At 68.0% G+C, this 12,562-nt stretch carries 12 protein-coding genes; 8 read left to right on the plus strand and 4 right to left on the minus strand.

Features of this window, described 5'->3' with window-relative positions:
• Positions 1-28 precede the first annotated feature (28 nt).
• The 3 genes from AC3EGR_RS21360 to msrP all read left to right on the plus strand — a co-directional run bounded on the left by AC3EGR_RS21360 (position 29) and on the right by msrP (position 4,526).
• A complete protein-coding gene (locus tag AC3EGR_RS21360; RefSeq protein WP_488548539.1) occupies positions 29-2,140 on the plus strand; it encodes a cytochrome c biogenesis protein ResB in 2,112 nt (703 codons plus the stop codon).
• The gene (gene ccsB, locus AC3EGR_RS21365; protein WP_488548540.1) at positions 2,137-3,459 is read left to right on the plus strand and encodes a c-type cytochrome biogenesis protein CcsB; all 1,323 of its coding nucleotides are present in this window, start codon (positions 2,137-2,139) and stop codon (positions 3,457-3,459) included. Before AC3EGR_RS21360 ends, ccsB begins: the two co-directional genes overlap by 4 nt.
• Before the next feature lie 68 nt (positions 3,460-3,527).
• Positions 3,528-4,526, plus strand: a complete 999-nt coding sequence (gene msrP, locus AC3EGR_RS21370) for a protein-methionine-sulfoxide reductase catalytic subunit MsrP (protein WP_488548541.1) — start codon at positions 3,528-3,530, stop codon at positions 4,524-4,526.
• Here the strand turns inward: msrP and AC3EGR_RS21375 are convergent.
• Entirely contained in the window at positions 4,520-4,939 is a 420-nt protein-coding gene (locus tag AC3EGR_RS21375) for a hypothetical protein (protein WP_488548542.1), read from the minus strand. The two genes, msrP and AC3EGR_RS21375, sit on opposite strands and share 7 nt — an antisense overlap.
• 245 nt (positions 4,940-5,184) lie before the next feature.
• Between AC3EGR_RS21375 and AC3EGR_RS21380 the strand changes: the two genes are divergently transcribed.
• Both AC3EGR_RS21380 and msrQ read left to right on the plus strand, forming a co-directional pair.
• The gene (locus tag AC3EGR_RS21380; RefSeq protein WP_488548543.1) at positions 5,185-5,469 is read left to right on the plus strand and encodes a WGxxGxxG family protein; all 285 of its coding nucleotides are present in this window, start codon (positions 5,185-5,187) and stop codon (positions 5,467-5,469) included.
• Positions 5,470-5,560: 91 nt separating this feature from the next.
• Positions 5,561-6,214: a protein-methionine-sulfoxide reductase heme-binding subunit MsrQ gene (gene msrQ, locus AC3EGR_RS21385; protein WP_488548544.1), complete on the plus strand. Its 654-nt coding sequence runs from the start codon at positions 5,561-5,563 to the stop codon at positions 6,212-6,214.
• Here msrQ and lysA read toward each other — a convergent pair.
• Both lysA and lptM read right to left on the minus strand, forming a co-directional pair.
• The gene (gene lysA / locus AC3EGR_RS21390; RefSeq protein WP_488548545.1) at positions 6,211-7,488 is read right to left on the minus strand and encodes a diaminopimelate decarboxylase; all 1,278 of its coding nucleotides are present in this window, start codon (positions 7,486-7,488) and stop codon (positions 6,211-6,213) included. The two genes, msrQ and lysA, sit on opposite strands and share 4 nt — an antisense overlap.
• Positions 7,488-7,742, minus strand: a complete 255-nt coding sequence (lptM, locus tag AC3EGR_RS21395; RefSeq protein ID WP_488548546.1) for an LPS translocon maturation chaperone LptM — start codon at positions 7,740-7,742, stop codon at positions 7,488-7,490. Before lptM ends, lysA begins: the two co-directional genes overlap by 1 nt.
• Positions 7,743-7,754: 12 nt before the next feature.
• Between lptM and cyaY the strand changes: the two genes are divergently transcribed.
• Positions 7,755-8,087: an iron donor protein CyaY gene (gene cyaY, locus AC3EGR_RS21400; protein ID WP_488548547.1), complete on the plus strand. Its 333-nt coding sequence runs from the start codon at positions 7,755-7,757 to the stop codon at positions 8,085-8,087.
• On the opposite strand, the gene AC3EGR_RS21405 is transcribed toward cyaY, so the two are convergent.
• Positions 8,084-10,537, minus strand: coding sequence for a penicillin-binding protein 1A (locus AC3EGR_RS21405; protein WP_488548548.1), 2,454 nt, complete (start codon positions 10,535-10,537; stop codon positions 8,084-8,086). The genes cyaY and AC3EGR_RS21405 overlap by 4 nt on opposite strands.
• A gap of 282 nt (positions 10,538-10,819) precedes the next feature.
• On the opposite strand from AC3EGR_RS21405, the gene AC3EGR_RS21410 reads away from it, so the two are divergent.
• Positions 10,820-11,899, plus strand: a complete 1,080-nt coding sequence (locus tag AC3EGR_RS21410) for a pilus assembly protein PilM (protein WP_488548549.1) — start codon at positions 10,820-10,822, stop codon at positions 11,897-11,899.
• Positions 11,896-12,562: PilN domain-containing protein (locus AC3EGR_RS21415; protein ID WP_488548550.1), on the plus strand; the 667-nt coding region annotated here is incomplete at its 3' end. The genes AC3EGR_RS21410 and AC3EGR_RS21415, both read left to right, overlap by 4 nt.

Consider the following 12,562-nt stretch of genomic DNA (forward strand, 5'->3'; position numbering starts at 1 on the left):
GGCTCCCGCCTTTTTCGTTTTGGAACCGATGACGACCCTCACCGCCGAGCCCCAGACCGCGCGCGACCCGGAACGCTCGCGCCCGCTGGTCGAGCTCCTTTCGTCGATGCGCTTCGCGATCGCCCTGCTGACGGTGATCTGCATCGCGTCGGTGATCGGCACCGTGCTCAAGCAGCACGAGCCCTCGTCCAACTACGTGAACCAGTTCGGACCGTTCTGGGCCGAGCTGTTCCTGGCGATCCGGCTGAACACCGTCTACAGCGCCTGGTGGTTCCTGCTGATCCTGGCCTTCCTGGTGGTGAGCACCTCCCTGTGCATCGCCCGCAACGCCCCCAAGATCCTGGTGGACCTGCGCACGGTCAAGGAGAACATCCGCGAAAGCGCGCTGCTGGCGTTCCACCACCGCGCCGAAGGGCCGCTGGCGCAGGCGCCCGAGGCGGAGGCGCATCGCATCGGTTCCGCGCTCGCCAAGGCGGGCTGGAAGGTCAAGCTGCAGCAGCGGGGCGAGGGCTGGATGGTGGCGGCGCGCACGGGCGGCCTGAACAAGGTGGGCTACCTTTGTGCGCACAGCGCCATCGTGCTGGTGTGCCTGGGCGGCCTGCTCGATGGCGACCTGATCGTGCGCGCCCAGATGTGGCTGGGGGGCAAGGAGCCGTATCGCGGCGGCGGGCTGATCTCGCAGGTGCCGGCGCAACACCGGCTGGCGACGAACAACCCCACCTACCGCGCCAACCTGATGGTGGCCGAGGGCACCCAGTCGTCCACCGCGATCCTCAGCCAGTCCGACGGCATCCTGCTGCAGGAGCTGCCGTTCTCGATCGAGCTGAAGAAGTTCGTGGTGGAACACTATTCCACCGGCATGCCCAAGCTGTTCGCGAGCGACATCGTGATCCACGACCGCGAGACCGGGCAGGCCATCCCGGCGCGCGTGGAAGTGAACCACCCGGTGTCGCACCGGGGCGTGGAGATCTACCAGTCCAGTTTCGACGACGGGGGCTCCAGCGTGACGCTCAAGGCCGTGCCCCTGGACGGCAGCAACCGCAGCTTCGAGGTGCAGGGCACCATCGGGGGTTCCACCGAGCTCACGCGGGGCAGCTCCGCGCAGGCGCAGAAGATGACGCTGGAATACACCGGCCTGCGCGTGATGAACGTGGAGAACCTGGCCGGCAATTCCGACAGCGGTGCCGACGTGCGCAAGGTGGACCTGGGTGCGTCGCTGGACGCGCGGCTGGGTGCCGCCAACAAGACCAAGGACAAGAAGGCGCTGCGCAACGTCGGCCCGAGCATCACCTACAAGTTGCGCGACGCGGCCGGCCAGGCGCGCGAATTCCACAACTACATGCTGCCCGTGGACCTGGGCGAAGGCGTGCCGGTCTACCTGCTGGGCATGCGCGAGACGCCGGCGGAGAACTTCCGCTACATGCGCGTGCCCACCGACGAGGCCGGCGGCATGGAAGGCTTCCTGCGCCTGCGTGCCGCGCTGGGCGATGCAGCCCTGCGCGAGAAGGCGGTGCGCAAGTACGCGGGCGAAGCGACCGACCCTTCGCGGCCGGAACTGGCGCAGCAGCTGTTCGCCTCCACGGCGCGGGCGCTGGCGCTCTTCGCCGGAGCGGAAACGGCGCCGGGCAAGGCCCCGGGCGGCCTGCAGGCGATTTCGGAATTCATCGACGCCAACGTGCCCGCGGCCGAGCGGCCGCGCGCGGGCGAGGTGCTGGTGCGCATCCTCAACGGCGCGCTGTTCGAGCTGGCCCAGCTGAGCCGGCAGCAGGCGGGCCTGGCGCCCATGCCGGCCGACGAGCGCACGCAGGCCTTCCTCACGCAGTCGGTGCTGGCCCTGAGCGACGCCTACGCCTATCCGGCGCCCATGGCCTTCGAGCTCAAGGACTTCAAGCAGGTGCAGGCGAGCGTGTTCCAGGTGACCCGTTCCCCCGGTCACTACATCGTCTATCTGGGCTGCGCCTTGCTGATCCTGGGCGTTTTTGCCATGCTCTATGTGCGCGAGCGGCGCCTGTGGGTGTGGCTCAGTCCCGCGGCAAGCGGCGCGCGGGCCCGCATGGCCCTCTCCAGCAATCGCAAGCTGCTGGACGTGGACCGCGAATTCGAACGGCTGCGAGACCGGCTCCTGGGAGACAAGCGATGACTACCGCCACGACGACGACCCTCACGCTGGACGAGGGCTTTTTCTCGCGCCGCAGCTGGTTCGACTGGCTGTTCGCGCTGGTGGTGGTCGCGGGAGGCGTCTACGCCTTCGGCAAGTACCAGGCGTACATGGACGTGTACGAAAAAGGAATCCTGTTCGCGGCCATGCCGGCCGGCATCTGGCTGGGCTGGTTCTGGAAGCCGCTGCGCACGCTGATGCTGGTGGTGGCGGGCTGCGCGCTGCTGGCCATCGCCTCCTACCAGGGCGAGCTCGCGCGTGCCGAGAGCGTGTTCTGGCTCAAGTACTTCCTCTCCAGCCAGTCCGCGATCCTCTGGATGGCGGTGCTGCTGGTCATGAGCACCGTGTTCTACTGGATCGGCATGTTCTCGCGCGGCCAGGCCTCCGCCATGGAGGCGATCGGCTCGCGCCTGGCGTGGGTGGCCGTGGGCATGGCGCTGATCGGGACCATGGTGCGCTGGTACGAGAGCTACCTCATAGGCGCGGACATCGGCCACATCCCGGTGAGCAACCTCTACGAGGTGTTCGTCCTCTTCTGCTGGATGACCACCGCCTTCTACCTGTACTTCGAGCAGCAGTACGGCACCCGCGCCGTCGGCGCCTTCGTGATGCTGGTGGTGAGCGCCGCGGTCGGCTTCCTGCTCTGGTACTCGTTCGCGCGCGAGGCCCACGAGATCCAGCCGCTGGTGCCGGCCCTCAAGAGCTGGTGGATGAAGCTGCACGTGCCGGCCAACTTCATCGGCTACGGCACTTTCTCGCTGGCGGCGATGGTGGCCTTCGCCTACCTCGTCAAGCAGCATGCGGGCGAGACGCACTGGGCCAGGCTGGCGCCCTTGTTCCTGCTGGGCGTGGGGCTCACGGTGCTGCCGATGGTGTTCCGCCGCAACGTCGAAGGGAGCCTCAATTACTGGCTGATGTACTTCGGCGTCTCCACCCTGATCGTCGGCGGCATCCTGTTCGGCCGGCGCCGCATCGCCGAGCGCCTTCCCTCGCTGGAGGTGCTGGACGACGTCATGTACAAGTCCATCGCGGTGGGCTTCGCTTTCTTCACCATCGCCACGGTGCTGGGCGCGTTGTGGGCGGCCGAGGCCTGGGGCGGCTACTGGAGCTGGGACCCGAAGGAGACCTGGGCGCTGATCGTCTGGCTGAACTACGCCGCCTGGCTGCACATGCGCCTGATGAAGGGGCTGCGCGGCAACGTGTCCGCCTGGTGGGCGCTGGTCGGCCTCGCGGTCACCACCTTCGCCTTCCTCGGCGTGAACATGTTCCTGTCCGGCCTGCACAGCTACGGCGAACTCTAGGTTCCTGCATCCAGCGGCCGCCGTGCTGCGTACAGGCGAGTAGGCAAAGCTTCAACCAGGGAGACTCCATGCTGATCCGAACCGGCCGCGACGGCTTCACGCACCCGATCACGAGCGAGATCACGCCGCGCACGGTCTACGAGGACCGCCGCACGATGCTCAAGTGGATGGCCACCGGTGCCGCCGGCGCCGCGCTCGCCACCTGGGCGCAGCGGGAGGCGCTCGCCCAGCAGGTCCAGCGGCCTGGCAAGCTCGCCGCCCTGGCGGGCGTGCGCTCCACCGTCCCGGGCGCGGTCACCATGGAGAAGCTCACCGAGTACAAGGACGCGACCAGCTACAACAACTACTACGAGTTCGGCACCGACAAGGCCGATCCGGCACAGAACGCGCACACGCTCAAGACGCGCCCCTGGGTCGTGGAAGTCGAAGGCCTGGTGAAGAAGCCGGCGAAGTTCGGGATCGACGACCTGCTCAAGCTCGCACCGATGGAGGAGCGCATCTACCGCCTGCGCTGCGTCGAAGGCTGGTCGATGGTGATCCCGTGGGTGGGCTATCCGCTGGCGAAACTGGTCGAGAAGGCCGAGCCCCTGGGCAATGCGAAGTTCGTCGAGTTCCTCACGCTCGCGGATCCCAAGACCATGCCTTTCGTGGGCTCGCGCGTGCTGGACTGGCCGTACGCCGAAGGCCTGCGCATGGACGAAGCCATGAACCCGCTCACGCTTCTTGCCTTCGGCATGTACGGCGAGGTGCTCCCCAACCAGAACGGCGCGCCGGTGCGCCTCGTGGTGCCCTGGAAGTACGGCTTCAAGAGCGCCAAGAGCATCGTCAAGATCCGCTTCTCCGAGCAGATGCCGCGCACGGCCTGGAACAAGGCGGCCGCCAACGAGTACGGCTTCTACTCGAACGTGAACCCGAACGTCGACCACCCGCGCTGGTCGCAGGCGACCGAGCGGCGCATCGGCGAGGACGGCCTCTTCGCCAAGAAGCGCAAGACCCTGATGTTCAACGGCTACGAGCAGCAGGTGGGGCAGCTCTACGCCGGCATGGACCTCAAGAAGAACTACTGAGGTTTGTCGCCGCTGCGTTCGCGCGCGGCCTCGGCTTCCGCTTCCTCGGCAAGCTCCCCCATGCGCAGGTGGTAGGTCGCGTACCAGAGCACGTATTCGGGGGTGCCGTTGTTGTACGGGTAGCGCACCTCCGCGGGGGCCGCGTTCCAGTCTCTCTGCGCCGCGCGCTCCGCGTGCGCGCGGATCGAGGCGGCATGCTCCGGCGTGATGCCGCCGGACAGCGGAAGGGGGGCGCTGCTCAGGGGCTGCGGGCTGCTGTCGTTCTTGCCGCGCGCGTAGGAGGCGTGGCGTGCGCGCCGTTTGGCCGCGCGTTGCCAGGCGTTGGCGAGGTAGCCCACGAGGACCACCAGTGCCAAGCCCCCCAGGATCCACATCCACGCGGTGCCGCTGATCATCGACGGGGAGTGGAACACAGCCCATCCGGCGGCGCTCTTCCGGCTGGAGCAAAGCCGTGACGAGGCGTAAGCGAACCGGGTCGGCCACCCCCGGACGCTGCCGATTTGTGAAGTCTTTCGTAGGACGGCCGACGGCGTTTCGGAATGTAGGACTGGCGAATGGCTGGCCCGGCCCTGGCGACGCCAACCAGCGGCGCCCACGACCCGGGGGACACGTCCCCCCCGCCATCATGGATTCATCGATTCCAAAGGAGTTACCTCCGATGAAGAAGCTTTCCCAACTCGCCGCCGTGATCGCCCTGGGCACCGCCTGTGCCATGCCCGTGATGGCGCAGGACACCTCGACCACCACCCAGTCCACCGCGACGCCTTCCACGTCCACGCAGACGATGGGCGCCGGCCCCGAGGCCACCGATACCCGTCCGGCCGACCACGACCGCGACATGGGCTGGATCGGCCTGCTGGGCCTCGCCGGATTGCTGGGTCTGCGCGGGCGCAAGCACCACGACGACCACATCGACGCGCGCCGCACCACGACCGCCCGCTGAGCACGGCAGCATGGATCTCCCGGGCCCGCTTCGGCGGGCCTTTTTTCGCCTGCGTATCATGGCCGCACCACCGCAAGGAGACTCCCCGACCATGACCCCGGCCCGCGCGCTGCTGCACCCCACGGCCAAGCCCGTCGTCTTCGTGCTGTCGCTGCTGCCCTTCGCGTGGCTCGTCTACGGCGCGGCGACCGACCAGCTCGGTGCGAACCCGGCCGAATACCTCGAGCGTTCCGTCGGTGACTGGACGCTGCGCTTCCTGTGCCTGACGCTGGCCGTGACGCCGGTGCGCGTCGTGGCCGGCCTGCCCACGCTGCAGCGCTTTCGCCGCATGCTGGGGCTGTTCACCTACTTCTACGCGTTCCTGCACTTCCTGACCTGGGCGTGGTTCGACCAGGGCTTCGAGGTGGCCGACATGGCCAAGGACATCGCCAAGCGGCCCTTCATCCTGGTCGGTTTCGCCGCCTTCGTGCTGCTCACCCCGCTGGCAATGACCTCCTTCAACCGGGCGGTGAAGGCCCTGGGTGCCAGGCGCTGGCAGGCGCTGCACCGGCTCGTCTACGTGATCGCCGGGCTGGCCATCCTGCATTTCTTCTGGATGCGGGCGGGCAAGAACAACTTCGCCGAGGTGGCGGTGTATGCCGCGATCCTCGCCGTCCTGCTGGGCTGGCGTGTGTGGCACGCCAGGAGCCGCAGGCTGGCGGCGGGCCCCGCCAGCCCTGCCGCCGCGCGCGGCGCCACGCGTTAAGGCAGCAGCTTTTCCCTGCGCACCTGGTCCGCGAAGTCCTCGCGCTCGCGGATCACGTGCACCCGTGCACCGTCCACCAGCACTTCGGCGGCGCGCCCGCGGGTGTTGTAATTGCTCGCCATGCTCATGCAGTAGGCGCCCGCGGAGAGCACGGCGAGCGTGTCGCCCGGCTGCACCGCGAGCTTGCGGTCGCGCCCGATCCAGTCGCCGCTCTCGCAGACCGGCCCGACGACGTCGTAGGCGACCGGCTTGGCGCCCGACGCCCGCAGGGGGACGATCTGGTGGAAGGCCTCGTACATGGCCGGCCGCGGCAGGTCGTTCATCGCCGCGTCGATGATGCAGAAGTTCTTCTGCTCGCCGGGCTTGAGGTACAGCACCTGCGTGAGGCAGACGCCCGCGTTGCCCACGAGCGAGCGCCCCGGCTCGATCAGCAGCTGCCGGTCGCCGTAGCCGCGCGCGTCCAGGCGCGCCAGCAGGCGCTGCCACAGCGCATCGGCCGCCGGGGGCTGCTCCGCGTTGTAGACGATGCCCAGGCCGCCGCCGAAATCGATGTGCGCGATCGGGATGCCGGCGGCCTCGATCGCCGCGACCAGGTCCAGCACGCGGTCGAGTGCATCGAGGTAAGGCGACACCTGCGTGATCTGCGAGCCGATGTGGCAGTCGATGCCGACCACCCGCAGCCCCGGCAGGGCGGCGGCACGCTGGTAGGCACGCAAGGCATCCTTGTGCGCGATGCCGAACTTGTTGCCCTTCAGGCCGGTGGAGATGTACGGGTGCGTCAGCGGGTTCACGTCCGGGTTCACGCGCAGGCTCACCGGCGCCGTCAGGCCCATCTCCACGGCGACGCCGCTCAGGACTTCCAGCTCCCCTTCGCTCTCGACGTTGAAGCAGTGGATGCCCGCTTCGAGGGCGCGGCGCATCTCGCGGCCGGTCTTGCCCACGCCCGAGAAGATGATGTCGGCGCCTTTCGCCCCGGCCGCCAGCACGCGCTCGAGCTCGCCGCCCGAGACGATGTCGAAGCCGCAGCCGGCGCGCGCGAAGACCTGCAGCACCGCCAGGGAGGAGTTGGCCTTGAGCGCGTAGCAGACCTTGGCCTTGCGGCCGGCGAAGCCGCGCTGGTAAGCCGCCAGCGCCGACAGCATCGACGCTTTGGAATACGCGAACAAGGGCGTGCCGTGGTCGCGGGCCAGGTCGGCCAGCGCCACTTCTTCGAGGAAGAGGGCGTCGCCCCGGTGGTGCAGATGCGGCGCGCCGGGGAGGAGGGCGGCCGTCATCAGTTGCGCACCGGGTTGACCACGCCCGTGGGCGGCAGGCTGGACGCTGCGGTGGACGGCACGACGGCCGTGCCGGATCCCGTCCGGTTCACGGGACTCAGTGTTTCCGGCAGCGTCGCGCGGCCTTCGGCTTGCGCGCCCGTGGACAGGAACAGGGGCCCTTTCTGCCCGCAGGCGGCAAGCAGGGCAAGGACACCTGCGGCGAACAAGCAGCGCCCGCGGGCGCTGACTAGAATTTGGAGTACACCGGACATGTGGAAATTGTAATGACCGACCTGGAGTACCTCGACCGCGCCGAAGCCCTGCTCGCGAGCGTCGAGGCGAGCTGCGACCGGATCAACGAGCGCACCGACGCGGACGTGGACAACCAGCGCGTGGGCGGCATGGTCACGCTCACCTTCGAGGACGGCAGCCAGATCATCGTGAACCTGCAAAAGCCGCTGCAGGAGGTGTGGATGGCCGCCCGCTCGGGCGGCTACCACTACAAATGGGATGGCCGCGGCTGGCGCGACACCAAGCAGGGCAGCGAGTTCTTCGCGGACCTGAGCCGCTACGCGAGCGAGCAGGCCCACCTGCCGCTCACCTTCGCGGCTGGCTAGTTCCTGAACAGGTCCAGGATGCTGCGGCGCTCGTCGGCGGGCGCCGGGGCCACCGGCGGCATGCCGCCCGAGTTCTGCATGCTGCGGTCCCCCGCGACGCCGGGAGCCTGCTCGCCGGAGGAGCCGCCGGGCGCCGCGCGTGTGGGCGTGTCGCCGCCGGACAGCCCGAGGCTGGCCACGCCGTTGCCGCGCGCGTATTCCTCGTAATACCACTCGCCGCCGACGTTCACCAGCCCTTCGGGCGCGGCCGGCTCCATCACCGGCACGCCCTTGAGCGCGGTCTCCATGTAGTTCACCCACACCGGCAGGCTCAGGCCGCCGCCGGTCTCGCGGTCGCCCAGCGACCGCGGCGTGTCGTATCCCATCCAGACGATGGCCACCAGCGTCGGGTGGAAGCCGTTGAACCAGGTGTCGATGGAGTCGTTGGTGGTGCCGGTCTTGCCGTACAGGTCCGGCCGCTTGAGGTCGCGCTGGGTGCGCGCCGCGGTGCCGGAGCGGGCCACTTCCTGCAGCAGGCGGTCCATGACGAAGGCGTTGCGTGCATCGATGGCGCGCACCGACTCGTTGAGCAGCGGCGGCTGGCTCTCCACCAGGGGCTTGCCCTTCTGGTCCGTGATGCGCGTGATCAGCCAGGGGTTGATCCGGTAGCCGCCGTTGGCGAACACCGCATAGCCCAGGGCCATCTGCATGGGCGTGACCGAGCCGGCGCCCAGCGCCATGGTCAGGTAAGGCGGGTGCTTGTCCGCGTCGAAGCCGAAGCGGGTGATCCAGTCCTGCGCGTTCTGCGCGCCCACCGCCTGCAGGATGCGGATGGACACCATGTTCTTGGACTTGGCCAGCGCCGTGTGCAGCGGCATCGGGCCTTCGAACTTGCCGTCGTAGTTCTTCGGCTCCCAGGGCTGGCCGCCGGTGACGCCGGCGTCGAAGAACAGCGGGCTGTCGTTGACGATGGTGGTCGGGGAGAAGCCTTTTTCCAGGGCCGCGGAGTAGATGAAGGGCTTGAAGCCCGACCCCGGCTGGCGCCAGGCCTGGGTGACGTGGTTGAACTTGTTCTTGTTGAAGTCGAAGCCGCCGACCATGGCATGGATGGACCCGTCGCGCGGGTCCAGCGCGACGAAGGCGCCTTCGACCTCGGGAATCTGGGTGATCTCCCAGGTGTCCTTGGGCGTCTTCATCACGCGGATGATGGCGCCGCGGCGGATCTTGATCTTGGGCGTCGCCTTGTCGGACAGGCCGGAGCGGGCCGCTTCCAGGCCGGCGCCCACGATCTCGAAGCGGTCGCCGTTGCCGCGCACCGCCGTGATCTTCTTGGGGTTCACGTCTAGGACCACCGCGGCCAGCACGTCGCCGTTGTCCGGATGGTCCGACAGCGCGTCGTCGATCGCGTCGTCCAGTTCCTTGGGGTCGGCGGGCAGGTCCACGAAGCGCTCCGGGCCGCGGTAGATCTGGCGCTTCTCGTAATCCATGATGCCCTTGCGCAGGGCCTTATATGCCGCTTCCTGTTCGTTGCCCTTGACGGTGGTGTAGATGTTCAGGCCACGGGTGTAGGCCTCGTCACCGTATTGGGCATAGACCAGCTGGCGCACGGTTTCGGCCACGTACTCGCCGCGCACGGCCGTGGTCTGCAGGCCCGTGCGGACGTGCAGTTCCTGCTTCTTGGCCGCTTCGGCCTCCTCGGCCGTGATGAAACCGTTCTCCTCCATCCGTTCGATGATGTAAAGCTGCCTCGAACGCGCCCGGGACGGGTTGGTGACCGGATTGAAGGCCGACGGCGCCTTCGGCAGCCCGGCCAGCATGGCGGCTTCGGCGATGCTGATGTCCTTCAGGGGCTTGCCGAAATAGGTCTCGCAGGCCGCCGCGAACCCGTAGGCGCGGTTGCCCAGGAAGATCTGGTTCATGTAGATCTCGAGGATCTGGTCCTTCGTCAGCTGGTGTTCCAGCTTGAACGTCAGCAGCACCTCATAGAGCTTGCGGGTGAAGGTCTTCTCGGAGGACAGGTAGACGTTGCGCGCCACCTGCATGGTGATGGTGGAGGCGCCCTGGCTCTTCACCCGTCCCAGGTTGGCGATGGCCGCGCGAAGCATGCCCTTGTAGTCCACGCCGCTGTGCGAATAGAAGCGGGCGTCCTCGATGGCCAGCACCGCGTTCTTCATGACCGCCGGGATCTCGCCGATCGGCGTCAGGTTGCGCCGCTCCTCGCCGAATTCGGCCAGCAGCACGCCGTCGGAGGTGAACACGCGCATCGGCAGCTTGGGCCGGTAGTCGGCCAGCTCGCTGATGTCCGGCAGGTTCGGATAGGCCACCGCCAGCGCGACGCCGCCCACGGTGAGCCCGGCGAGCAGCAGTGCCAGGGCGACGCCGAAGGTCCACGCGAAGAACTTGGTGAGGAATCGCTGCCAGGCCGGACGGGGTGCGTGGCCGGGAGCGTCGGGAGAAGATTCGGAAGCCATAAAACTCCAACGGGCGCGCCGCGGTGCACGTCCATTATCCAGAAAACATCAGAGCCATCCCATCGGGCGGCGGTTCCGCGCCTGCTGTCGGAAGGCCTCCCGCGGCGGCTTGCGCAGGGCCATCGAACGCCCGCAGTATGGCATCGATGCTCGTCGGCTTTTGACAACGTGCCGATGGCAGCGCCGGGGGAAATTCCTTTGGCGACAAGGGTGTTACTGCTAGCATTGAAGTGGATTCTTAAGTTCGTTACGCCTCGATACGGGGCGTCGTAGGAGACGGGTTTGATCTCAATCGGCTCTCTGTTTGGCAGCAAGTCCGGGCCCATCCTCGGCCTGGACATCAGCTCCTCCAGCGTCAAGCTGGTCGAACTCAGTCTGGCCAAGAACGGTGGGTATGTCCTGGAACGGTGCGCCATCGAACCGCTGGAACGCGGCTGGATCACGGACGGCAACGTCGAGAAGTTCGACGAGGTGGCGGATGCCATGCGCCGGGTGGTGAAGAAAAGCGGCACGCGCACGCGCAACGTCGCGATGGCGCTGCCGGCATCGGCCGTGATCACCAAGAAGATCATCCTGCCCGGTGGCCTGTCCGACCAGGACCTGGAGGTCCAGGTCGAGAGCGAGGCCAACCAATACATTCCCTTCTCGCTCGACGAAGTGAGCCTGGACTTCTGTGTCGTGGGGCCCAGCCCGAATTCCACGGGCGACGTGGAGGTCCTGATCGCGGCGTCGCGCCGCGAGAAGGTGCAGGACCGGCAAGGCCTCGCCGAAGCGGCGGGCCTCAAGCCCGTGATCATCGACGTCGAATCCTATGCATCCCGCCTCGCCGCCGGCCGCCTGATCAGCAACCTGCCCGGCGAGGGCAAGGACCAGATGGTGGCGCTGTTCGAAGTCGGCGCGTCCACCACCAGCATGCAGGTGATCCGCAACGAGGAAGTCCTGTACGACCGTGACCAGGCCTTCGGCGGTGCCCAGCTCACGCAGCTGATCGTGCGCCAGTACGGCTTTTCCCCCGAAGAGGCGGAAAGCAAGAAGAGAAGCGGCGAACTGCCGGACGACTACGAGGCCGGCGTCCTGCGGCCGTTCGTGGACAGCATGGCGCAGGAAGTGGCCCGCGCGCTGCAGTTCTTCTTCACCAGCACCCCGCACAACCGGGTCGACGCCATCATGGTGGCCGGCGGCTCGGCGAGCCTGCCCGGGCTGAGCGAGGCCATCACGGCCCAGACATCGTTCCCCTGCGTCCTGGCGGATCCCTTCCAGGGCATGCAGTTCGGCGACGCGGTGCGCGAAAAGAAGGTCCGCCGCGAGGCCCCTTCCTATCTCACCTCGTGCGGCCTGGCCATGCGGAGGTTCATGCAGTGATCCTGATCAACCTGCTTCCGCACCGCGAAGCGGCACGCAAGCGCCGCCGCGAGATGTTCTATGCGGCGCTCGGCGCCTCCGCGTTCGGCGGCCTGGTGGTCGCCGGCGCGATCTGGCTGTGGTACAGCGCCCAGATCTCCAGCCAGCAGAACCGCAACCAGATCCTGTCCACCGAGATCAAGCGCCTGGACAACCAGATCAAGGACATCGCCTCGCTGCAGGAAGAGATCAACGCCCTGCGGGCACGCCAGCAGGCCGTCGAAGACCTGCAGGCCGACCGCAACATGCCGGTGCACCTGCTCAACGAACTGGTGCGCCTGTTGCCGGACGGGGTGTACCTGACCAGCATGCAGCAGAACGGGCAGACGGTGAACCTGGCCGGCGTCGCGCAGTCCAACGAGCGGGTCTCCGAGCTGCTGCGCAACCTGAGCACCAACAGCATCTGGCTCACGCGGCCGGAGCTGGCGGAGATCGTGGCCGGCAACGTGAACGTCGGCCGCGACCCGCGCCGCGTCGCCAACTTCCGCATGACCGTGCGCCTGGCGCGCGCCTCCGAGGCGCAGAAGGCTGCGGCCGCCGCTTCCGCGGCCACCGCCGCCAGCGCCGTCGTGCCGACCGCGGCCACGCCGGCCAGCGCGCCCGCCGCGCCGGTCGCTCCCCTCG

The organism is Ramlibacter sp. G4-7, from assembly GCF_057784995.1.

Excerpts from the sequence above, each read along its gene's own strand:
- AC3EGR_RS21360 (WP_488548539.1), top strand. The coding sequence starts at position 29 with ATGACGACCCTCACCGCCGAGCCCCAGACCGCGCGCGACCCGGAACGC.
- ccsB (WP_488548540.1), top strand. The coding sequence starts at position 2,137 with ATGACTACCGCCACGACGACGACCCTCACGCTGGACGAGGGCTTTTTC.
- msrP (WP_488548541.1), top strand. The coding sequence starts at position 3,528 with ATGCTGATCCGAACCGGCCGCGACGGCTTCACGCACCCGATCACGAGC.
- AC3EGR_RS21380 (WP_488548543.1), top strand. The coding sequence starts at position 5,185 with ATGAAGAAGCTTTCCCAACTCGCCGCCGTGATCGCCCTGGGCACCGCC.
- msrQ (WP_488548544.1), top strand. The coding sequence starts at position 5,561 with ATGACCCCGGCCCGCGCGCTGCTGCACCCCACGGCCAAGCCCGTCGTC.
- lysA (WP_488548545.1), bottom strand. The coding sequence starts at position 7,488 with ATGACGGCCGCCCTCCTCCCCGGCGCGCCGCATCTGCACCACCGGGGC.
- lptM (WP_488548546.1), bottom strand. The coding sequence starts at position 7,742 with ATGTCCGGTGTACTCCAAATTCTAGTCAGCGCCCGCGGGCGCTGCTTG.
- cyaY (WP_488548547.1), top strand. The coding sequence starts at position 7,755 with ATGACCGACCTGGAGTACCTCGACCGCGCCGAAGCCCTGCTCGCGAGC.
- AC3EGR_RS21405 (WP_488548548.1), bottom strand. The coding sequence starts at position 10,537 with ATGGCTTCCGAATCTTCTCCCGACGCTCCCGGCCACGCACCCCGTCCG.